The sequence below is a fragment of the Dyella sp. BiH032 genome, from assembly GCF_031954525.1.
GTDB lineage: Bacteria > Pseudomonadota > Gammaproteobacteria > Xanthomonadales > Rhodanobacteraceae > Dyella_D.
This window is the reverse complement of record NZ_CP134868.1, coordinates 39,986-61,465: the sequence shown is the minus strand read 5'-3', so window position 1 is coordinate 61,465 and position 21,480 is coordinate 39,986. Positions and strand designations below refer to the sequence as shown.

The window sequence follows — 21,480 nt, the reverse complement described above, 5'->3', positions numbered from 1 at the left end:
CACCGTGTCGCTGTGAGGTGCCCTCATAGTCACGAAGCTATGCGATTCTCATAGTTAAGCGAGATTCTGCACGGCCCGCGTCAACTGCGTGACGAAAGCACCCGAGGCGACCCACCCATCATCGAACTCCGCGCCGTCATCGAAGTGCGTCCGGCGGTCGAGATAGATGATCTCCCCTTCCGTTGTCGTCTCGCGACCGAGAATCTTTGCGATGTCCGGAGAGGACACGCCTTGGCGATAGATGGTTGCGGTGTCCTCGCCGATCACGATCCGACCTGCGTTCTTCTTATGCTGCATTTTTCAGCTTCTCCCTGAGGTCGTAGGACTTGAGGCCGCTGCGTGCTGCCAGGCCTTCGACGAATCGTTCAATGACGGTGTCCAGGTGAAGGAACTCGGCATCGTCCAACTCTGGCGTGAGGTAGTCGACGGCCGCGCCCGAGGCGTCCTGTTTGAAATCGAGCATCATTGCTTGGTAGGTGTCGAGGCTACCCGGTAGCTCCAGGGTCTCGAACTGGCACGTTTGCATCTGCTGCGGACGCAACATGCGATAACGCGCCTGCATTTCGGTCTTGGTGGTCCATGCACGGGCACCGAAGATGCCGCGTGAGGCCTCCGGGATGTTCAGGCCCGTCTGGACGACGCCATACGTGGCCACCAGCACCTCTACTGGGCCGCGTCGGAAACCCTTCGACAGCAACTCGTTGCGCTCCGTGATCGGCATTTTTCCGTGGAACGCGCGAGCCAGTGCGCCCTGCTGGTTGATCGACCTGGCCAAGCACTCCGCCAGCCCCGGGTTCTCAACGAACACCATCGTCTTGTGCCCGTCCTGAGCGCACATCACCGCGCGCTCGACCGTGAAGCGCTGCTTACTCGTCATCTGGCTATAGGTGGGGAAACCCTTGATGCCGTACTGCGGATAATTCCCCGCCATAAGCACGGCACCAATGCGGGCGAGCAGCGCCACCAGGTTGATCTGCTTCCCGCTGTCGCCCGCCTTCGCGCGCATATCCCGGTACCAGTTCGCGAACTCATCTGCGATCGTCAGCCAGTAGCCGAGGTGGCTGTCGTCCCAGTTCACCTCGTGGTGCTCCACCTCGTACGCCGGCGTCTTGATGTACGGCGACACCTCCGGCTCCTGCGCAATGCGGCGCTTGATGAAAGGTGCAGTCCACGCCCGCAGTGCGGCGAGGTTGGCCAGCTTCGGCACCTCACGCTTGCCGCCGGTGAAGTCTTCCTCGAACTGTGCTGTTACCCACTCGGTGACCACGTGCTCATCGCGAAACACATCCGTGCCGCGACGCGCCGAGTGCATCGAATGCAGAAGATCAGGGGTAAGATAGGGACGATAGAAGCCGAACGGCTGGATCGCCGTGCCGTCGCCGCCCACCCACTGCATCTGGGGAAGGAGGTCGCGCGGCATGTTGGCGATGGGAGTACCGGTCATGCCATACCGACGCTTCGGGCTGACCATGTACACGGCGCGCGTCTGCGCGGAGAAGCGATTGCGCAGCAGGTGCGCTTCGTCGCAGACCATGGTCGCGATACGACGACGTAGCAGGCTCGCGTAGGTGCGGCGCGCGTGCGCTTCATTCACCGGCTTGCGGAGCCTCGAGTACGAGATGATGTTGATACGCCGGAGGTGTTTACAGTCCTCCGGCGACCGGATGACCTGGTACTCCTCGGCCGGCACGCCAACGGAGCGCAGTTCCGTCAGAAGCTCATCAATCAGGTGCGCCTCAACGCATATCAGATTGTGGTTGCCGCCGGCGAGGCAAAGCGCGATCGCAGCGCGCGTCTTGCCCAGGCCCATCTGGAACGCCACGATGCCCGAGCGGGCCATGAGGAGTTCGACGACGTCGCTTTGCTGATAGGTCCAGCTCGCGACGGCCGCGCCGCCGCTGCGATCAAGGCGCACGCGGATTTGCTTGGCCAGCTGCGGATACTTGACCTCGCGGCTGTCGTGGATCGCGGTCCACTGGGGACTTGAGGGGACCTCGCTGAGCATCTGGAAGCCGCGCAAGAGCGCGCTCTCCTCAAGCGAGAGCACTTCACCGGTGGTCGGGTGCGTGGCCGCGTAAACCCCGCCCTCATACGTGAAGGGGACTTCCTGGCCAGGGAGGAACAGCCCAGAACCCCAGCGCGCCGGGTTGCATTGAATCGCCTCCCTCGGGGTCGCAGTGAGAGTGCCGCTCGCCCCGGGGCCATGGATCAGGGCCACGCGGCCAAGCGGGGTTGCGGCGCGGTCGTGCTGCCGGCGCCGGCGGCGCAGGTACCCGGTGATGCCCGGGTCGGGAATGGGTCGGCCTCCAGCGGCACGGATTGAATCAAGGATCTCGCCCCATGCAGCCAGAGGATCCGGCTGGGCAAGAACCAGTTCCAGGTCAAACACACCCTGCCCGGCATACTTCACCCCCACCGGGTAGCGCCCCTCCTCCGGCAGCCGCGGCGGCAGGATGGAGCGCAACAGGCCATTCATTACCTTGGCCTGCACCAGACCGCAGCGGAAATGCATCTGCAGCTTTCGGCCGCAGTGCGTCAGGCGCACGGCGTCGTCGCCGGTTGGGTCCAGCGTGATCACCGGCTCCGACGGATTTACCCGGATGGAGCGCAGCTCCGGGCGGGCTTCGTGAGTATTGGAGCATCGGACAGGAACAGATGGCAGGTCGGCGTCCAGCGAATCCAGGTCCAACACTACCGGCCGAGCCGAACCCACCGCGAAAACCGCGATGGAAACGTCTACATCGGCGGTTTCGGACTTAAAAACTGAACGACCCAGCCGATAAAGCGCTCTGAGCTTCTTACCGAACGCCGGATGCCCCTCCAAGGTGGCGGCAAACGAGGTCGAGAGCACGGCGACGACAAGATCACACGCGTCAAGGGCTCGCTCTAAGGCGTAGGCGTGGCTAACGGCGGACGTATGCGGGCCAAAACGGCCGGCGCACGTCGTCTCGCCACCAACCAGCAAAGGCGACTCCAGATGCACAGAAAACGGCGGGTTGATGAGCCCCACCCCCCAGCCGGAGGCTCGCTGCTCCTCCAGGGCGAGCGCCCGCAGTTCCATCTGGAAACCTGCGGCCCCAGCCTGGTCAACCAGCTGCTCAACGCTCGGCGCATGGATGTCCGCGCCGCCAATGATGTGCTCCTCAGGGTTGGCGAACTGGAGCAGACGTCCGGAGCCAACCGAGTTATCGAACACGGCGACGCGGCTGCCCGGCGACCGCTTCAAGGCGTCAGCCATAGCCGGCCGGACGATGCGCCACATGAGGGCCGCGACGTCATCGGGCGTGAAGAATTGGGACAGGTGTTCCTGTCGGGCCAGGTGCAGGCCAGCCAGGGAGCCCGGGCGGCGGGCCGTGGACCCGAGGCTGCGGACGGCACGCAGCGGGGCATACCAGTCATTGAGGCGGGGGGCGGTCTCGGTCATATCGGGGAGCATGAGACCGAGGGCCGGCGGGCAAAGTTGGGCCGGTTTTGGCGACAATGGGCCCCGCGGCGGGTTTCAACCCGCCCGAATCGCCGATGGTCGCTGAGGGAGCTGCTGGTGTTGGAAGGATTTATGGGCCGTGTTCGGGGCACTTTGGTGCGCCTTAATGCGACCCTGCGTCACAGCGCGCGATTCGCCGAGCGGAGAATGCCGCTTCTCGGCGCGGTGGCTGTCGCCTCCTTCCCGACCTTCTACCTCATCTGGGGTTATGTCTATCCGCAGCCCTACGAGAATCTCGGATGGCGCCTAGTCGTCGCCGCCCTGAGCGTCCCGCTGCTTCTGGCCGGCTACCTGCCGCCCCGCATGCGCGACCTGCTGCCTCTCTACTGGCTGCCCTGCATCGTGGTCAGCCTGCCGCTGTTCACGACCTACATGATGCTCATGAACGGCATGACCACCGTGTGGCTGATGACACAGCTCACGGCAACATTTCTCGTCTTTCTCCTCTTCGAAGTGCGCGTGAGCATCTACGCGCTCCTCATCGGCTGGCTTCTCGCGGGCTTGTGCTGGTACCTCGGCGGGCACCCCGACGTGCCCATGCATCCGCTCGGACCGCTCTCCCTTGTTTGGGCCTTCGCCATCATCACCGCCATTGTGTGTAACTTGAGCCGATCTATTGCTGAGCAGTCCCGAGGCGACAGCCTGCGCGCCACGAGCGCGACCATCGCCCACGAAATGCGGACCCCGCTCGCATCAATTCGGTTGGCCGGTACCGGCCTAGCCAAACACCTTCCCGAGCTGCTGGGCGGATATGAGGCGGCAGTCAACGCCGGCCTGATCAAGCCGAAAATGCGGCAGAGCACGTACAGCGTCATCCGTGACATGGCCGACACGGTCTCGACCGAGGCGGAGCACGCCATGGTCACCATCGAGACGCTCCTCGCCGCTGCGCAATTCGCTGAGCGTGGGACCGACACAGAAGTCGATGCCGGCGCGACCGTGTCCTCGGCACTCAACCGGTATCCGTACGGATCCGCTACTGAGCGCGATCGCGTGCGTGTCGCGGTCAAGGAGACCTTCGTCTTCACAGGATCGGCTCCGGCGCTCACGAACGTGATCTTCAACCTCGTGAAGAACGCGCTGCACTACACCGCCCGCAAGGCAGAAGCGCTCGTGCACATTCAGGTCGACCGGCCAAAAGCCGGTGTGGGCCGCATCACCATATTCGACACCGGACAGGGAATCTCACCGGAACTCCTGCCGCGAATCTTCCACCGATTCGTATCAGGCAAGGAGCGTCCGGAGACAGCCTTGGGCATTGGCCTCGCCTATTGCCAGGAGGCCGTCGCTCAGATGGGTGGGCAGATCAAGTGCTCCTCCAAGAACGGCATCTTCACCCGCTTTGACATCACTTTCCCAACCTCAAACAAGGCCGACACCGGTGCTCCGTAACCTACCTAGCCCCGTACCGCCGTTCTTCTTCCCCACGCGCGTGATCCACGTGGACGATCATGAGACGTACCTGCGCGTCATGCGACCGCACCTTGAACCGGATGTACTTGTGGAGGGATTCGCGTCCGCTGGCGACGCACTGGATGCCATAGACAGCGCGCGAGGCGGCCCGGCTGCTCTCGCCGAGTTGGTGCACCACCGCAAAGACGATAACGGCGTAGAAAACGAGCTCGTGGTCAACGTGAGCATGATCAAGCGGATCATGTACGACCCAAGCCGTTTCGCCATGCCGTCTGTGCTTGTCGCCGACTACGCCATGCCGGAAATGACGGGCCTCAACTTCCTCCAGACCTGCGCCACCGCCAACATTGGCCGTGTGCTTCTCACGGGGCAGGCGGACAAAGCCACCGTCATCAAGGCCTTCAACGACGGTTTGATCGACCGGTACATAGAAAAGTCTGACTCCAACGCTCCCGACGTGCTGATGAAGACGATCGCTGAGCTGCAGTGGCGTTACTTCGCCCGCGCCTTTTCGACCGTTGGCCACGCGCTGTCTCGCGAGGACTACCGAGTGTTGTGGGACCGCGAAGCGATGGAGACCATCGTTGCCTCTCTCAACACAGAGGCGGTCGAGATGTACCTAGTGCCGGAACCCACGGGGCTCCTGTTCCTCGACGGACACGGCGAGGCCGAATTCGTCGTCGTTGTATCCGACACGCAGCTGCTGAACATGATCGACGCCGGCGAAAAGCATTCTATGTCCGATGACGACCTCGCGCAGATGGGCAGTGAAGAGGCGGTGCCGGTGCTGCATGAGGGCGCGAAGAGCTACGACGGTGATCGGGTCAACTACGACATGATTCCTGTGGAAACCCTGCGCACGAGTGAAGGCACCTATCACATCGGTCGCCTGCAGGATCTTTCCCGCTTCAAGCTGGACGAGGTGATGCCGTACGAGCGCTGGCTCGACGAACGCGAGCGTGGAAACGCGGGCGATCCGGCGTTCCGCTGATCTCCACGCCATTTGGGCCCCGCTCGCGCGCGGGGTACCCTTCGGACATCGGTGCTTCCTTCGGAAAGCATCCACCTGCAACCGGAATCGGAGCCTGGCATGCGCAATGAACCCTCGGACCTGTCAGCCACTGTGGGTCAGAAGGACCGCGATCCGCTTGTTACCCCGCTTCAGGCTTTGTGGCGCGAGCGCGTGGCAGCGCGCGCTCCGGTGGCATCGGTTGCTCAGGTGCGCGCTCCCGTCGCGGACGAGGCGTTCGGCATCGAGGAGGTTGCGACGATGCTCCGCCGGGTTGGTGCAGCAGCCACCCGCTAAGCAGCTCCACGTCGACGGATCATGCTCGATCAACTCAACAGCGCCGACCTTCGTCAGCTACTGACCCGCGCCGGGCTGCCCGGCGTGCAGGTTAGGCAGGATGCTGGAGCAACCATCGTCCTAAGCGTCAGGTCGAGCGACTTTGTGCCGGACGGCCTGGCGCTCGCCGGGCATCCAGCCGTGGCCAACGAACTCCTCGGCATCGTCGACTATCCGACCTTTGACCTTACGCTGTCCCTACCGGACGACGGTCTATCCGGTTTTGCTGCGCTGGCAGCTTGGGGAGAGTTGTTGAGCGCCGCGGCGCGCGAGATCCGCATCCGCATCGAGGAAGTCGGGGACCAAGTCACGGCGGCTCGCACCCGGTTTGAAACGGAAGCTGCCGCCCCTTGGCACATCACAGGCTTCGACCCCTACACGCAGAGGATCTCGCTGGGCGGTCGCACCTTGGTGGCCACCGACTGCCGACGCACCGGGCAGCTGGAGGATCTCTCGCGCCTTTTCCTCGGACCGCTCCTGGCCACGGCTGAGAGTCCGGCGAAGATCCAATCTCGCGCACGGATTGCCCCGCGTTGGGCAACCGTCGATTCGGCACAGCGAGGCGGCCACATCATCACGGTGATGACTGGCCGCCGGCAGTCGAAGCGGGTGCGCGTGGATCTCCTCCGACGCGCGGTGATCAAGGGGCCGGTTACCGACTGAGCGTCGTCACGGCATCTGACTTCGGGATGACCGCCAGCAGCGGCAAGCCGCGCGGCATCGGCCTGACGATCGTCATCGGCTCGAAGTTCGGAGACTTCTTGCCGTTGCAGGCCATGAGCACGATGTTGTAACCGCGCATCATGTCGGCGATCACTCGGATTGAACGATCCATCACTTCGAGCGTCGCGGGCACCCACGCCTCTTCACCACCATCCAGGTCTGCGCGCTCGCACTCGGACATTGTGTTGGCCAGCAGCTGCGCCACGAGCTGTAATGCAACGATCTGCTGCGCACGCGCCGTCCATGCGCCGGCAACGACGGCCTGGGCCATGACCTCGATCTGAACCGACTTGGGTGCACGACGCTCCCAATCTCGATACTCGTCCTCGCCCAGCGACTTCGCCGTCAGACGAACCGCTTTGTTGTAAAAGGCGACAAGGTGTGCCAGTCGGCGCCAGGCAATGCTCGGCGCGCAGTGGCGCACGTGCGTGTCGATGTCCACGGACATCGCTGTCAAGACATTCTCAATGGCGGCGGTGGCCGCATGCCGGTGATCCGTGATGCGAATCAATGCAGTCCCTTCCGGCAACGACGCCGTGCGAACCTCGCGGAAGGGGACCGTAGGGGTAAACGTGGTGGCGCCCGAGGCGACAGCGATGGTCAGGCCGTTGTTCCACATGCCGGCGGCGCCGTCGGCCAGGTCATTCCACACGGCGACCGGCATGCCGTCGTCGGAGCTGATCTCCACTTGATCCGGGAAACCCATGGCGTCCAGCGCCGATCGCTCGGCGGGATTGGAGCAGGCCTGCCGCAGGAAGGAATCCCAGGCCGCGCCCGAGCGGGTGTGCAGGCGCTCGATCTCGCGGCGAATGTGGCGATGGGCGTCGGTCTCCGGACCGTCAGTCGGCAGCAGACCGACAAGGCGGGTGGCAACCTCGCGCGAATCCATCACCTGAGCGAGGTAGTAGGCCTCCGCCGGGCTGGGTATCGGCAGGCGGCTCTCACCGCGCTTGATTTCGCCGTTCTTGGTCTGGGCACGGCTGGTCCGGGACATACCTGTCTTCCTTTGTTGAGCTTCCGTATCGGCGCGATAGCAGCCACTGAAGGCAGGTCTTCGCCGAACTGATAATGCAGCAATAGTCAAACGACGACTACAGAAAAACCCCCCGAAAGAACGCGCCGTTTCGCCATTTGCCGTGGAGCCTCCGCACCTAACCTTTCCTCACTTGGTCACAGGAAAGGAAGAAATGGCGAAGAACTCGAAGCCCCAGAATCGGGGACTGTTCACAGCATTTGCTCTGGCGGGCACAGCCATCTTCGGCTACGTGATGCTCCAGCAGTGGACAAAGCACGATAGCTTGCCCCCGGGCGACGGTACCGTGGCGGCAGACGAGCACATGCTCGACCGCCTTGATGACACCAATGCCGTCGGGCGAGCGTTGAAGGAAGTTGTCCAGCCAGCCAGCAGCCGCGGATCGTCGACAAGCAGCGATGCGCCGGCCGTCATGCGCCAGGCTGCCCCACCACCGCCCGTGGATCAAACGGACAAGCAGACAAGAGAGAACGCAAAGCGCGGTGCCATTGTCGGCCTTCCGGCGGTGGTCTCCGCCAATAGCTTCCAACTTCAGGGACGGACGGTCGTCTTGTGGGGAGTGGCGGTCCCGCAGTCGCAGGTGCCGTGTGTGACTGGGCAGGTGTCATGGTCGTGCGGCACCGAGTCGCTCACTGCCCTTAGGCAGTTCCTTGGGCTGCACGAGGTCGCTTGCTTCGACAAGGGCAACGACAACGCCGGGCGCATGGTTGCGCAGTGCTTCGTCGGCCCGCTCGATGTCGCCGGCGACCTGGTGCGCAACGGCTGGGCAGTCGCCGATTCGAATTACACGCGGGCGTACACACCGCAGGAATCGGACGCCAAGTTCAAGCGCCGAGGGATCTGGACCGGAACGTTTGATCGCTCGTCGTTTGTCGGCGCATTCGGCGCGCCGCTGTAATCGTAGACTTGCCAACGCCTCACAGGCCAATGGCATTGGGCATCACCCGCGCGCGCCGGGTGATCGCCCCGCGAAGTTACTGCATACCGCCGGCACCAGGCGCCGGCCCGCCACCCTCGTACTGACTCTGCTGAGCCCGATAGCGCTCCAGCTTCGCTTGGGCGATCTGAAGAACTTCCAACGCGTTTCTCCCCGAGAGATCCCGACGAGCGCCGGCGATCAGCTTCTCCTGCGGCACCGTCTCCGGAAGGATGTGCTGAGCGCGCATCTGCTCGATCGGAAGATTTGCCACCATGATCAGGCGCACTGCCTTCTGGAATGCCTTCGCCTGTTCGTCGGGAAGCGCGGCGGTGATCTTGTTGATCGAATCAACCATGGTGTCGACCGACGAACCGTCGATGCGAATCGCCAGGCCGGGCTGATCGAAGTCCCCACGGGACACCGAGGCGTCAATGTCTCGCTCGCTTGCGTCGATGACCGCCGGCGATGCCAGGCGTAGCCCGCTCGCGAAGTCGACATGTACCCCTGTGGCTTCCGCTGGCCAGGGCGTTTCCGGAATCGGCCGCTCCTGTGTGGAGCTCACCACAGATACCGGCACGGGCGCGCGTTGGGGCCACAGCGCGGCGGCCGCGCACACCGCCGCCGCCGCAACCACCCCGGTCACAAGAACCCAGCGCCGGCGACCGGTCGGCTGGTGCACGGCCGCAGTCGGCACCTGCACCGTTAGCGTCTGCTTCTTCCCTTTTGACATCACTCCTCCGTCTCTCATCCGATCACGCGCGCGTGGCCAACTTGAAGGTCGACGGTTGTGCGCCCGCGAAATGTGTTGGCGGCCAGCTGATATGTGGCCTCAATTTGTTGGCCAACCGCGATGGGTGGCTCGTTTCCCGGTTCCATTGCGCGAAACCAGATCCCGCGCTGAAGCGAGCCCTCCGTATCCACCAACTCAAGCTTCAGATGCGATCCGTCACCGACCGCTTTGAGGGCGCGCACACGGAACGCATCGGTAAAGCTTGGTGACTCGAACTCCCGTCCATAGGGTTCAAGGGCATCAAGCTCGGCGATCACGTCGAGCCCGACCCGCCTACCCAATGAACCGTCCGTCCACACCAGAGGCTGAGCGTTGGTCGTATCGCGCTGCGCGAGGACCGCGCGGCACAGCGCATCGTGGAATCGAACGATGTTTGCCTCATCGAGACCACAGCCCCCAGCGCCGGCGTGGCCACCGAAAGACTTCAACAGGCCTGGCTCAGCTCGGTCGACCGCGATGAGCGCATTGCGCACGTGGACGCCTTCAACCGTGCGAAGCGATCCGGTCACGAGACCCGGTTGACCCTGCTTCGGGGACAGGCAGCACACTGGTCGACCGAATGCCTCGACGAGGCGCGACGCTGTGATGCCGTGAACGCCGCTGTGCCCATCCGGTAGATGGACGACAATCGCGGCCAGGCCGGCTTCGACTTGGACTTCTGCGATCTCGCGCGCGATCGCAGTCATCTCTCGTTCCACTTGCTTGCGCGAGTTGTTCTCGGCCTCAAGCAGCTCGGCGAGATAGTTGGCCTGCGCCTGGTCCGTACTGCAGAGAAAGTCGACGGATGCAACGGCATCGCCCATGCGACCCCTCGCGTTGATACGCGGCGCGACCCCGTGTGATATGTCCTTTGTCGTGAGCGGACCATCCCTGCCCAGCACCTGTCGCATTGCGATCCACGGCGCTCGATCGGAGGCATTAATCAGGCTAAGTCCATAGCGAATGACCGCTCGATTGTTCCGCGATTTCGCAAGGGAAACGGCATCCGCTGTTGTGCCAACGCAGCTCCATGCGAGTAGCGGTGCCAGCGATGGCGCGTTCGCCGGCAGCACACCGCGACCGATCAGCTCCTTGCGCACCGCGCACATCACCAGGAACATCACGTGGACCCCAGCGATGAACGGATCAGGAAACTTTGAATCGCTCCGTGCCGGATTCACGCAGGCAACAGCAGCGGGTGGTCCTTTTCCCTCGACACCATGATGATCCGTTATCACCACGGGAATGCCGACGGCCTTGAGTTGCTCTACACGCGGGGAGTCACCCGATCCTTGATCGCCCGTCACAACTAAACACGGACGCTTGACGAGCGCGAGTAGACGCTCGACGACGGACTCGCTCACACCGTAGCCTTCACGCATACGGTGCGACTGCATGTGCACCACTCGCTCTTCCGGAACTCCAAAGTAGTCGATCATCGCGAGACGAAACACCACGGCCGCATCCGCGCCATCTGCGTCATGGTCCATCACACCGACAAGGGTTGTGTCCGGCGACATCACTGCGTCCGCAATGGCGGACGCGGCCACATCTATGTCTGGCAACAGATCGGGCGGGTCGAGGCTCTTCAACGCAGGATTGATCAGGCCAGCCACGTCCTGGACAGCCGCAATGCGACCCGCTATCACGCGCGCCTGCAGTGGTGTGTAGCCCTGCTGCAGGGCGTTGTACATCACAACTTTGTCGACGGGGCGGGTTCGAAGTTCTGCGTTCACAGCGAGGGTCTCAGGAAGGCACCGATAGTCAGTTACCGCCGCGCCATGTCTGCGCAAAGAAAGGCGGCATCGCGTTGGCCAGCGACGTTACTTCTCCGGCAACCAGGTGGGATCACATCGATCCGGCACGGTCCACATCGATGAGGCATCCCTGCGCACAATGATCAGCCTAGGCGCGTAGCCCCAGTACTTACAGGCCGCACCGTCCCAGATCGTCTGGTCGTTGGCCTTGAGCGCATCCGCTATCGCCTTCTCGATATTGTCTTTGTCCGGCTTCTGCAGATGGGGCATGCCATTCATGGCTTCCTTAGTCCGCTCAGACCAGGACTTAGGCATCGGCAGGATGCAGATCGCACCGTAGCGATTGGGTACGCGGACCTGGCGCAACCGAAGCTCATCGCAGAACGCTCGGTACCGAAGCGCCGCAGGTCGCTTTTGCCAGCGATCGCGTTGGGTCATGCGGGGCTTTCCCAGGACGAGGATATCCACCATCTGGGTGTCGGGATTATCCGCGTCCTCGCTCGTCGCACTCAAGAGATTCGCCAGGAGCGTCGCGGCCGTCGCGCGCTTCCGCGCGCGAGGCGGCGGTGCGGCGATCTGGGCAAGCTTCGGCAGCGGCTGAGGCGCCGGCGCCGCCGTGCTCAGTCCGTGCGCGCTGCGCAAGAACTCTGCCCACGCTTCCCTGCGAGCGCCACGGCTAGCCATCCTCATCTCGCACACTTGCGTAGCCAAGTCGCACGGCCGACTTGAACTGTGCGCTCGGCTTGAATGCCGGCACTTTGGTTTCTGGCAGCCAAACAGGCTCGCGGGTGCGTGGATCCTTTCCCGCGCGCGCTGGCCAGGCCTTGGCCTGGAACTGTCCAAACCCGCTGATTTGAACACACTGCCCCTCGGCCACCTGCTGCGTGACGATCTTCGTCATTGCGTTGAGCATCTTCATCGCGGCGCTGCGACTCATCCCTGTTGCGGCGTGAATCTTTTCGACTAACTCGGACTTCGTCATCTCTTCCCCTGAAGGCCCGCCTCCTGCGGCCACGTCGCTCAAATCGCTCTGTTCTCAGCCGCGCTGAAGCGCAACCTCTTCGAAGCCCAGCTGCACAGCTGCAAAGCCAGCGAGGTGGAGAATCTCGGGAAGGTCGTCGGTGCCCACCTCCAGCTGCTTGGCCCATGCGGCCATGCGCAACTGGTTCGCCTGGAGGAACTCGCTCGGCCGCGGCACAAATCCATCAGCCACGTGAGCGGAGATGGACGCCGTGTCGATGGCTGTCAACTCGTACTGGTCACCCTTGGTGAAGCGGATCCACTGTCGCTTCCGCGCGCGACCGTCAGGCCCCTGCTTGGTCGACGTGTCCACCTTCATCAGGTCCGCCGCCGGGAGCATGCTTCCCAGTCGCGCCATGCATTCGCGCACGTAGTGGTGCAGATCGGGAACGATGTCCGCGGTGGCGAAGTCCTTCGTCGGCGCGTCCGTGTTGGTAGCGCACCAGGAGCCTCGCGGATTGAGCTTGAACAGCTCGCGACCTGCCCAGTAGATCTCCTCGGCGGCAGCCTTCGACAGGCTGGTTGACGCGACCAGCCGGTCAATCGATCGACCCTCGTGCATCGCGTGCGGCGTCAGGTCTAGACGCAGGTTCTTCGCGCCGGTCGTGCGCTGGATCGTCAGCGAGTTTTGCGACTGCGCGACGACGTTGCCGACCACGTCGGTGGTCACCGACATAGCCTGCGGAATGTGGTGCTGGATGATGGCCAGGTGGCTCAGTATGTCAGAACGTTTGTAGGCCATGCTCAAGTCTTCTCCGGGGATTGCTTGGCCATCCGCGCCTGCCGGCGCTCGATGGCATCTTCAATTTTCTGTAGGTACACCGCCTGGACCTCAGGCGTAGGAGAATGGTAGAGCGCGATTGCCTCCGCCATGCTCTTGCTTCGACTCCTCCCGTCCTTGTAGAGCCACGCTTGAACGAAGATGTTGACGCATAGGCTGTTCCGTAGCGTCGCTTCGTCGATGCCCCTCGCAGCGAGCTTACCCAGATGCTGAGAGTTGATCTGGGCTTTTCCGATGTCGTAGGACAAGTTCCTATTCGGCTTGGAGTTCTCGCCGACCGTGCCACCCTCTACGTCCAGGATCACGTACAGGGGCGTGGTTTCCACGTGGAAGATGGTCGAGGCCTTCTCGACGCACATTCGCGTCTGGGGATCGTCCTCAGGGAACGGCCTAGCCTTGGACTTGGGCTGTTTGGTGAGGAACGTGATCCCAGGCACCACCTTCGGCCTCGGCTCTGTAGGGACTTTCTCCACCGGCGGGGTTACGAGGCGCAGCGCATTCGGTAAGGAGGCCACCATCATCCCATTGGAGACGACCTTCTGGCCTGAGCCATCAATGACACGCAGCGTACCGGGCAGCGACTCTGCCCTTCCCGTCGTGGCCAGCATCAGCGCGATCCCAACGGCGCTCAAGCGAACTGCGCTCATGCTCCTCATTGAAATTTCCCTGTGATGGCTCCCGAGGGGGCGATCCGTGCTCCCCTCGAGCAAGCATTCCATTGCACACGTCCGTGTGCGGCGATCAATCGCCACGTCCACCGGCTCGTCGATCCTCGGCGCCCGGGCTGTCCGGCGGGGATTACTGTAGGTCGCTAGCGGGTCGGCGCATCTCGGAAAGTCCCCCTTTGAGGAGCGTCGTTTCCGGGATCGAAGGCACCACCGGGAGCTCGCCGCTGATGGGCAGCGCGAGATCTTCCAGTAGATCGGTCAGCTCTGTGATCACGACTTCCAGCTCGCGATCGTCCACCGGCGTGGGCGAGACCCCCAGCGACGAGAGGAGCGCCGGCAGCACGCTGCGCGCCAGGCTGGCCAGCCCGAGGCCCAATACGCCCCGGTTGCGACGGATCAGCTCTTCCGAAGTAACCAGGCGTGGCCAGTAGATCTCGACCCCTTCGCCCGTTTCGATCACGAAGAGGTCCCGATTGGCGCGACCGACTTTGCGAACGCCCGGGTACCGGCTGGCCAGAACCTGAGAGGCCACTCGGGTCACGACCCAGTTCGCGTGGGCGCGGATGTCGCGCGCCAGGAGCAGGGCTTGCTCGGAATTGGCGGCAGACAGCAGCGCAGCACGTTTGGTGGCGAGCTGCTCGAGGTCACTATCGAGCGCCAAGCGCTGCATGGTCTGGTTATGCATGACCCACCTCCTGCTTTGCCTGACCGAAGATCTCGTTGGCGATCACGTCCACACCAGACCTGTATTCCTCCCGGATGGCACGGGCCACTGCCGGCGAGTACGGCTGATCAAGCTCTCGCCAGTGGTCTTCGACATCGCCCTTCAGCCTGAAGACCGTATGCTCCTGGCACATCCGCCGCAGCTGGGCGTCCGCGTGCACTGCGTCGACCAGGTCGAGCAGGAAGCAAGCACGCATCGTTTCTTCGTCGGCCAGCTTCTCCGGAAAGAATTCGGGCGTGAGGGTCGCGAGATGCTGCTCGAAGCGGAAGCGATGGGCGACCGAAGTGAATTCGTGCTCGACCGCGGCGTCGTTATCCGGGATCGAGATCTTCGCGACGATGACACCGTCGCGCACCACTTCGGCCCGATAGCCAGGGACGTGGGCGCGCTTCGAATGATGGATGTTCGTCGCTGTATAGGGGGCAAAACGATCGGCGTACATGTGTCGGCTCTCGACCAAGTGGTGCTCTTATCAAGCACCCAGAAGCGGGATCGAAAACTTCGCCTCGAAACGTCTCAAGTTCTGCGACTCATCGTGATCTGAGACGCAAGGTGCGCACGCGCTACTCGGCACGTCCCTCCGGGGTTGCCACGACGTCGTTTTTGCGCTGACCGCAGGCCTCACACACGTCTGCCTGCGAGGACTGGCAATCACTCCTCCACCCGCGCACGAGGCGGACCGCGATTCGCCTCACCGTGAGTCTTGAGGCCATCAGCGCTATTGCGAACGCGCCTTCATACCCGACAATTCGGTTTCGAACGGCGTTCGCATAGTCGGGTCCCAGAATCAGAAGCGCCTCGTCCGACGAACTAGAATGCACGAGCGCAATGTACGCGTCGCGTACCCAGTGGGCACTGACCGCTGCCACCGCGAAGATGGTCATGGTCCACGCAAGCGAGCGTAGCCTAGCCGACCGATGCCCCTGGATACCGAGGTCGTGTGACAGGGACACGCCTGCCATGAACCAGAAGCTCATCTCCAGTAGCTCGGGGTGGTGGATCCCCGCGACGTATCGTCGGATCGCGAAATGAAATGCGACGGCACCCGCAATAAGCGCCGCGAGCGCGCCGAATCGCGAGGCCGCTTCTATGGGACGTATGCCCAGTCGGTCAAACATTAGCTTCTCCACGTCCACTGCCAGGGAGCCCAGCCGCTACCCGCGACCGACGGTTCCCTTCGAGAGGCGGCCCTTGAAGAAGCCGATGGGAACGGAGATCCAAGACTGGACAGGACGACCACCGATCAGCCCCGGCTCGAACTTCCATTTCGCCACGGCCGCAATGGCCGCGGCGTCGATCTCCGGCGAGACACTGCGAATGACACTCACACCTTCCGGTGCCCCGTCGATTCCCACCAGCACAATGAGCACGACCCAGCCTTGCTTGCCCTCATCCCATGCATCGAGCGGAAAGTTCGGCATGTCGGTGACTCTGTAGGACGCGATCTCTTTCGGGGCCACCTCGGGACGTTGCAACGGCGACGCCACCAGGTCTTGCGGACGGGAGGCGATGCGAATGGTCGGCGTGTGGGACTGCGTGGGCTTGGGTGGGTCCTTTCGCACCACGGCCACCTTTGGCTGCGCATGCGTCTGGCGCGGTTCCGGTCGCGTCTCGGGCTCTGAGTCCTTTACCCGCGCAGGTACTACCGAAACCGCGACCATGGACATCCTCGCAGCAGCGGGAGGTGCGAAGAGCGGACGCATAGGCGAGGACGGCAAGGAGATGTACAGCGAGAGCGTCAGGTGCACGAGAAGTACGAGGGTCCAGGCAACGATGCGACTGGGCTTCATGAGGGGCACGGGTCCATGTGGGAGTGCACACGGTACCGGTGGCTTCTCACGGCCGAGCCGGGAAACGACCGCGACTCGTTGGGGGGTTTCCACGCTTGGAGCTGGTGAGCGCTTTCTATCCTTTCACCACGCGTCGACCGTGGTGGTCGCGCTTCCTCACTCCATGCAAGGACGGCACATGAATCTCCTTCCCCGCCCCTTCCGCTCGCGTAGCACAGGCCTGGCGCTGGCCACCATCGGCGCGTTGACGTTGGCATGCGGCGCCGCGTTCGCCCAGACGGCACCGCCGACCGCCAGTGCACCTCAGCAGCTCACCGCGCGCATGGTCGCCCAGAAGTCTGCGGAAGTACCGACCGCGAGCGGCACGGCAGCGGCAGACAACCCCGCCATCCGTCAGACGATCCGCGACATCAATCCCAACGCCGTGGTGCGCACCATCGACCAGATGCCGATCCAGGGCCTGAAGCGCGTGGTTGCTGATTCAACGGTGGTCTACGTCACCGACGACGGCCGCTATCTCCTCTACGGCGTGCTCCTTGATACGGTCACCCATCGCAACCTCACCGACGAAGCCCTTGGCGAAGCCCGAAAGGACCTGCTGCGCACCATTCCGGCGGAGGACAAGATCATCTTCTCGCCGAAGGATCCCAAGTACACCGTCACCATCTTCACGGACACGAGCTGCCACTACTGCCAGCTGCTGCACAAGAGCATCAAGGGCTACCTCGATGCCGGCATTCGCATTGAGTACGTTCCGTTCCCGCGCGGCGGCCTTGAGTCGCCGGAGCTGGCCAAGATGAAGTCAGTCTGGTGCTCCAGCGATCGCGCCAAGGCGTACGAGCTCGCCATCGCTGGCCAGCAGGTTCCGGCAACCAACTGCTCGCGCGCCGGTGAGGTGGAAAAGATGTATGACCTGGGCGACAAGCTCGGCATCGAAGGCACGCCGGCGATCTTCGATCAGACGGGTCGCCAGCTCGGCGGATTCCTCCCACCGGCGGCCATGGTCAGCAAGTTGGCAGGCAGTGACAAGGCAACGGCGCGCGCCGCCGGCACGCAGGAGCCCGCTCCGGCAGCACAGGCAAAGTCCCCGTGAGCTCCGACATCGGAAGCCCGCCGCGCCGATCGCGGCGCGCCCCGGTGGTGATCGCCGTGATCGCGGCGATCATTGTCTCGGCGGTCGTCGTCGGCACCGCCCGCACCCCGAGCTACGGCGCGACGAGCCTGCCGCTCACCTCTGCATTCCTGGACTTCCCCGAAGACTTCGGCAAGCAGATGAAGCAGCGCGGCATCGCCGATGTTCGCGCCTCCACCGTTTGCTTTCTCGGGTGCACCATGACCACCGAAGTCCTCTTCGGCCACGGAACCACTCGGTTTACGTTCAAAACATCCGTCGATAAGCAGTACCCACGGTTTGCTGTTGAGAGCGCCGCGAAGTTCTCGTCCGAGGCGAACGCGACACAGCCGTACCGAGTAAGCACGACCGCAGATCGTCGCGAGTACAGCGTTGATTGGGCCGCCAACATTGCCGCTGGCATCGTCCACGACGCGCTCAAGCAGGTGGACCAGCTCCGGGAGCGCGATGCCAACGCCGCTTCGTGGGAGCAGCCCCCTCCTATCCCTGCGCCGCGGCTGACAAGCCAAAGCGCATCCCCCTGAACTCTTCGAAGGACCGAACGTGAAGACCATCTCCATCATCTTTTTCGCCCTCGCCGCCGTCACTTGCGCCACCGCATCAGCCGCCGATAGCGCCCACAAGATGGACGACTGCTGTCCGCAAGTGGCTACTCGCCTCGACCAAACGAACACCCTGCTGGCCCAGATGCAGGCAGACCGCCGAAATGAATCCCAGCCTGTGGACACCACCAACCTGTGCTACTACGAGAGCAAGGCGTACACCGAGGGCGCGACCCGCGATGGCCAGGTCTGCAGCCGCCTGGTCAACACCCAGCCGGTCAGGTGGGTGACGCGTACCTGAGCGCCGCCGGATACAAGGCAGCGGACTAAGCGGGGCTTGCAGCGATGCAAGCCCTTCTTTTTGGGAGTGTGGCCGGGGATCGCAGGGAGCAATCGGCGGGCACGTCCCGTCACATCCAGGACAAAGAAAAGGCCGGCTTTTGCCGGCCCTCTCTTTCTGCCCCGCGTCGCCCCAGAGGCCGCGCGCCGGCTCAGTCGCTCCGGGTGGCCAACTCACCGCGAATCTCGCGCAGCCCTCCCAACCAGAACGACAGCTGCAGGCCGCCGAACCCGATTGCCGCAACGGCAGCGAGCCAATGGAAGAACGGAGCGAATATGGTTTGCTCGGGATGGTTGGCGCACCAGGCGTTCAACAGGACGAAGCCTACGACCCACATGGCGCCAATGGCGATCTTCCTCTTGCCGCGCTTGACGCAACTGCGCAGATCGCCGGTCCTCATCATCGACCAAAGGCTCTTCTTTTTAACGTTCTCAGTACTCATGTCTTCACTCGAGCGCATAGTCGCGTTCCCGCCCAGTCACCGCTCTCCCCATCCCTACTCAGAGGATGTCGGCGCGGTCTCGGATCGCTTGAGCCGTCGGCACTACACCGGCCAGTCCGTACGATCGGTACGGATCTCGATGTCCCCACCGCACCGCTTACAGAGCTCGTGCTTTCGCGCACACTGCAGGCAGAGATCGTCGGTCAGCGTGCTCGAATACGTATGCGGCGTGCCGCAGCTCGCACACGGCTGTTTCGTGATGGCCTGGCCAGCCAAACGCTCCTCGTAGTGGCACGGCTTGCAGTACTGACGCGCCAGGCGCGCGGTCTTGTCTGGATCATCGGTGAGGCGCACAGCCATCGCCAGAGCGCCTTCGACGCGCCGATGCGCGCTTCTGGTTCGTTGCAAAAGGTGGCTGCGTTCAAAATTTGCTGCGCGGCGTTCCATCCAATACTCCTTCGTTGTCAGCGCTCGCAGACCGCGAACGCGGAGAAACAGGCGGTGCCCACAGGGCCTCCGCCCATGACATGCCAACCGTTGGCGTCTTCCTCGTTGACCACCGGTTCGACGCGACCGCCCTTGGCGAGTTGGTCCCACGACTCCAGGCGATACCCGCCTCTGCTGACACGAAACCCGTCCGGGCACGTTGCACGGGCACCTGTCCGCGTGGAGCACGAGTCGGCTTTTGAGTTGACCACGAGCACCGAAGCTCCGTCATCGCGCTCAGGCCCCTGACAAGCAGCCAAGAGCAGCACAGCAACCGCCGCTAGATTCAATGCGCGGCCGCTCATGCTCCTTCAGCCTCCGCTGTATCGATCGGCATCCAGCGCTCACCACGAGGCCCGCACACCGCGTCATCACTGAACCGACGGGCCAAGTCACACGAAACGGGGCCAACCGGTGTGGGCTCCTCGTCCACTCGCGACTTTCCGTGCTGCGCCAGGATCACCGTCTCCTCGGTGCACACGTGGCGTACACCGCCATCAAGGGATGCTGTTCCATAGTCGACATGCCACCGGCAATCGAGGCAAGAACGGAGTGGCAAAGTCTTCATTGATGCCTCAGCGCCGCGCGGGAGTACGGAGGGGAAGCGCAACGGGCGCGTACTCCGTCAGGCGGCCGAACCCGCTGATCGGAAAGCGCCGGCGACAGATGGGGTCGATCGCGGCCGCCACCACCAGGCCAAGTCCCTGCACGGCGAACGTCTGGAGGCTGAATGGCTCCGGCGGGCCGCCATTGAACGTCTGGTAGGCACCCAACGCCACGGCGGCGAACTGCGCCGCCGCCACAAGATGACCCAGCCACTTAAGCGCGCGCTGCCCGCGACACGTCGCGACCTGCGTAGGGCCAGAACGACCGGCCACCAGCCAGCTCCAGAGCATCACTCCGAACCCGTGGCTCACAAGGGTCATTTCGGCGAGGAGAAGGAGCAACACCAGGCTGCGTCCTGCAACGCTTGCCAGCAAGGACCTCGGAGTGTCGCGCCGCGTACTTTGGGCGCTCACCACACCCGCTCCACGTGCCTGGCGCCGGATGAACCAGCAGAGAAGCACGACCCCTGCCGAGAATCCACAGAACAGCCGCAGCGCATAGGGAAGGCTCGAAGGGATGGCCCAGACCACCACGCTCGCGGCGAGGCCGAGAGCGAAGTAACTGTCCTGCTTTGTCCACGCTCTCCACTTACTCATGACAGCCCTCGGCGGCGTTCTCTGGGGTCCAGGTTTCCAGGCGCTTGTCCATGTCATCGATGCACTTAGACACCTGCTTCAGGCGCTCGTATCGCGCGTCTGTGAACAGCGCGGTGTCCAGCATGTTGCGCCGCGTGTAGTCCATCACCGAGATGAGGTGCCATTCGAACTTGGCGTTCGGCGGCAGCTTCTTCAGGCGCTGATTGAGCAGAGGATCGGTCGCGATGTTGCAGCAGGTGTAGGTAAGCAGGACCGGTGTCTCGGGGGGAATGGCGGTCTTGTCGTCCATCTTCAGGTCATCGTCGAAGAGGATGTCGCCAGTCTCCTGATTGCTGATCGTCAGGTGATACACGGGTCCGTATACGTCGAAGGTCGTGTGGTTCACGAAGTTGACTGCGAACGTGGCATGGTCGTCGATCACGTAGGCCCCGTCCGGCGGCGGCACGAACGCGGGACGAGGCCATTCGAACTGGTCAACCGTGTAGAGGCCCTTGTCTCGCGATGCATCCCGCGCATTCTCCAGAAGTTCCTTGTCGAGCTTCAGGCTCGCGAAGTAGCCGGTGTTGAGCATCGGATGAACCGTGCCAGGGGGATCCGCCGGTGGCCTCAGCGGGCCCGGCACGCCCTTGAGGGTGGATTGCGTGAAGCGGGAGAACTGCGACAGGGTCATGCCCTCCACGGCCGTCGGGTCCGGAAGCTCCGGCTTGGGATGGCTGATATACGCATCGACGAACAGGTCGCGATAGCGCTTCACCTCGGCCGCCTGCTCTTTCGGCGCGCGAGCAACCGCAGCGTCGATTGCTTCCGTTAGCGTCTGCTTTCCCGTCACGACGATGCGCGGCTCCTGCTTGCAGCCAGCCATGGCCAACATGCACGCCAGCAGCAGCGCCGAGTTGCGGATGTTCATTCG

At 63.4% G+C, this 21,480-nt stretch carries 25 protein-coding genes; 8 read left to right on the top strand and 17 right to left on the bottom strand.

The window, feature by feature from the left end; genetic code table 11:
* Positions 1-54: 54 nt before the first annotated feature.
* Together RKE25_RS22450 and RKE25_RS22445 are read right to left on the bottom strand one after the other, a co-directional pair.
* Entirely contained in the window at positions 55-297 is a 243-nt protein-coding gene (locus tag RKE25_RS22450) for a hypothetical protein (RefSeq protein ID WP_311842627.1), read from the bottom strand.
* Positions 287-3,424 (bottom strand): DEAD/DEAH box helicase, encoded by a 3,138-nt coding sequence (locus tag RKE25_RS22445; protein ID WP_311842626.1) that lies wholly within the window; start codon positions 3,422-3,424, stop codon positions 287-289. Before RKE25_RS22445 ends, RKE25_RS22450 begins: the two co-directional genes overlap by 11 nt.
* A 207-nt stretch (positions 3,425-3,631) precedes the next feature.
* On the opposite strand from RKE25_RS22445, the gene RKE25_RS22440 reads away from it, so the two are divergent.
* The 4 genes from RKE25_RS22440 (at position 3,632) to RKE25_RS22425 (ending at position 6,905) form a co-directional block, all read left to right on the top strand.
* The gene (locus RKE25_RS22440; RefSeq protein WP_311842625.1) at positions 3,632-4,876 is read left to right on the top strand and encodes a HAMP domain-containing sensor histidine kinase; all 1,245 of its coding nucleotides are present in this window, start codon (positions 3,632-3,634) and stop codon (positions 4,874-4,876) included.
* Positions 4,877-4,925: 49 nt separating this feature from the next.
* Positions 4,926-5,888 (top strand): hypothetical protein, encoded by a 963-nt coding sequence (locus RKE25_RS22435; RefSeq protein ID WP_311842624.1) that lies wholly within the window; start codon positions 4,926-4,928, stop codon positions 5,886-5,888.
* Between the two features lie 99 nt (positions 5,889-5,987).
* On the top strand, positions 5,988-6,203 hold the full coding sequence (locus tag RKE25_RS22430) for a hypothetical protein (RefSeq protein WP_311842623.1): 216 nt from the start codon (positions 5,988-5,990) through the stop codon (positions 6,201-6,203).
* Between the two features lie 21 nt (positions 6,204-6,224).
* Positions 6,225-6,905, top strand: a complete 681-nt coding sequence (locus tag RKE25_RS22425) for a hypothetical protein (RefSeq protein WP_311842622.1) — start codon at positions 6,225-6,227, stop codon at positions 6,903-6,905.
* Here the strand turns inward: RKE25_RS22425 and RKE25_RS22420 are convergent.
* The gene (locus tag RKE25_RS22420; protein WP_311842621.1) at positions 6,895-7,959 is read right to left on the bottom strand and encodes a hypothetical protein; all 1,065 of its coding nucleotides are present in this window, start codon (positions 7,957-7,959) and stop codon (positions 6,895-6,897) included. The two genes, RKE25_RS22425 and RKE25_RS22420, sit on opposite strands and share 11 nt — an antisense overlap.
* Positions 7,960-8,152: 193 nt before the next feature.
* Between RKE25_RS22420 and RKE25_RS22415 the strand changes: the two genes are divergently transcribed.
* On the top strand, positions 8,153-8,896 hold the full coding sequence (locus RKE25_RS22415; protein WP_311842620.1) for a thermonuclease family protein: 744 nt from the start codon (positions 8,153-8,155) through the stop codon (positions 8,894-8,896).
* Between the two features lie 76 nt (positions 8,897-8,972).
* Here RKE25_RS22415 and RKE25_RS22410 read toward each other — a convergent pair whose 3' ends face one another.
* The 10 genes from RKE25_RS22410 to RKE25_RS22365 all read right to left on the bottom strand — a co-directional run bounded on the left by RKE25_RS22410 (position 8,973) and on the right by RKE25_RS22365 (position 16,426).
* Positions 8,973-9,647, bottom strand: coding sequence for a DUF6694 family lipoprotein (locus RKE25_RS22410; protein ID WP_311842619.1), 675 nt, complete (start codon positions 9,645-9,647; stop codon positions 8,973-8,975).
* Positions 9,648-9,661: 14 nt separating this feature from the next.
* A complete protein-coding gene (locus RKE25_RS22405; protein ID WP_311842618.1) occupies positions 9,662-11,380 on the bottom strand; it encodes a DHHA1 domain-containing protein in 1,719 nt (572 codons plus the stop codon).
* Positions 11,381-11,509: 129 nt separating this feature from the next.
* A complete protein-coding gene (locus tag RKE25_RS22400) occupies positions 11,510-12,085 on the bottom strand; it encodes a RusA family crossover junction endodeoxyribonuclease (protein ID WP_311842617.1) in 576 nt (191 codons plus the stop codon).
* Between the two features lie 34 nt (positions 12,086-12,119).
* Positions 12,120-12,425, bottom strand: coding sequence for an HU family DNA-binding protein (locus tag RKE25_RS22395; RefSeq protein ID WP_311842616.1), 306 nt, complete (start codon positions 12,423-12,425; stop codon positions 12,120-12,122).
* Between the two features lie 54 nt (positions 12,426-12,479).
* Entirely contained in the window at positions 12,480-13,211 is a 732-nt protein-coding gene (locus tag RKE25_RS22390; protein WP_311842615.1) for a hypothetical protein, read from the bottom strand.
* Positions 13,208-13,891 carry a lytic transglycosylase domain-containing protein gene (locus RKE25_RS22385; RefSeq protein ID WP_311842614.1) on the bottom strand — a complete coding sequence of 228 codons (684 nt, stop codon included), beginning with the start codon at positions 13,889-13,891 and terminating at the stop codon, positions 13,208-13,210. Before RKE25_RS22385 ends, RKE25_RS22390 begins: the two co-directional genes overlap by 4 nt.
* Positions 13,892-14,042: 151 nt before the next feature.
* Positions 14,043-14,597, bottom strand: coding sequence for a hypothetical protein (locus RKE25_RS22380; protein ID WP_311842613.1), 555 nt, complete (start codon positions 14,595-14,597; stop codon positions 14,043-14,045).
* Complete coding sequence (locus RKE25_RS22375; RefSeq protein WP_311842612.1) at positions 14,590-15,078, bottom strand: hypothetical protein; 489 nt, start codon at positions 15,076-15,078, stop codon at positions 14,590-14,592. The genes RKE25_RS22380 and RKE25_RS22375 overlap by 8 nt, the downstream gene beginning before the upstream one ends.
* A 121-nt stretch (positions 15,079-15,199) precedes the next feature.
* A complete protein-coding gene (locus tag RKE25_RS22370; protein WP_311842611.1) occupies positions 15,200-15,754 on the bottom strand; it encodes a hypothetical protein in 555 nt (184 codons plus the stop codon).
* A gap of 36 nt (positions 15,755-15,790) precedes the next feature.
* Positions 15,791-16,426 carry a TonB family protein gene (locus tag RKE25_RS22365; protein WP_311842610.1) on the bottom strand — a complete coding sequence of 212 codons (636 nt, stop codon included), beginning with the start codon at positions 16,424-16,426 and terminating at the stop codon, positions 15,791-15,793.
* Between the two features lie 178 nt (positions 16,427-16,604).
* Between RKE25_RS22365 and RKE25_RS22360 the strand changes: the two genes are divergently transcribed.
* Genes RKE25_RS22360 through RKE25_RS22350 form a run of 3 tightly spaced genes read left to right on the top strand, consistent with a single transcriptional unit; the run spans position 16,605 to position 18,401 of the window.
* A complete protein-coding gene (locus RKE25_RS22360; protein WP_311842609.1) occupies positions 16,605-17,519 on the top strand; it encodes a thioredoxin fold domain-containing protein in 915 nt (304 codons plus the stop codon).
* Entirely contained in the window at positions 17,516-18,082 is a 567-nt protein-coding gene (locus RKE25_RS22355) for a hypothetical protein (protein WP_311842608.1), read from the top strand. The genes RKE25_RS22360 and RKE25_RS22355 overlap by 4 nt, the downstream gene beginning before the upstream one ends.
* 19 nt (positions 18,083-18,101) lie before the next feature.
* A complete protein-coding gene (locus RKE25_RS22350; RefSeq protein ID WP_311842607.1) occupies positions 18,102-18,401 on the top strand; it encodes a DUF1496 domain-containing protein in 300 nt (99 codons plus the stop codon).
* Positions 18,402-18,591: 190 nt separating this feature from the next.
* On the opposite strand, the gene RKE25_RS22345 is transcribed toward RKE25_RS22350, so the two are convergent.
* The 4 genes from RKE25_RS22345 to RKE25_RS22330 form a co-directional block, all read right to left on the bottom strand.
* Positions 18,592-18,882 carry a hypothetical protein gene (locus tag RKE25_RS22345; RefSeq protein ID WP_311842606.1) on the bottom strand — a complete coding sequence of 97 codons (291 nt, stop codon included), beginning with the start codon at positions 18,880-18,882 and terminating at the stop codon, positions 18,592-18,594.
* Positions 18,883-18,984: 102 nt separating this feature from the next.
* Positions 18,985-19,329, bottom strand: a complete 345-nt coding sequence (locus RKE25_RS22340) for a hypothetical protein (protein WP_311842605.1) — start codon at positions 19,327-19,329, stop codon at positions 18,985-18,987.
* Positions 19,330-19,943: 614 nt separating this feature from the next.
* Positions 19,944-20,570 carry a hypothetical protein gene (locus RKE25_RS22335; RefSeq protein WP_311842604.1) on the bottom strand — a complete coding sequence of 209 codons (627 nt, stop codon included), beginning with the start codon at positions 20,568-20,570 and terminating at the stop codon, positions 19,944-19,946.
* Positions 20,563-21,477: a hypothetical protein gene (locus tag RKE25_RS22330; protein WP_311842603.1), complete on the bottom strand. Its 915-nt coding sequence runs from the start codon at positions 21,475-21,477 to the stop codon at positions 20,563-20,565. Before RKE25_RS22330 ends, RKE25_RS22335 begins: the two co-directional genes overlap by 8 nt.
* Positions 21,478-21,480: the final 3 nt, after the last annotated feature.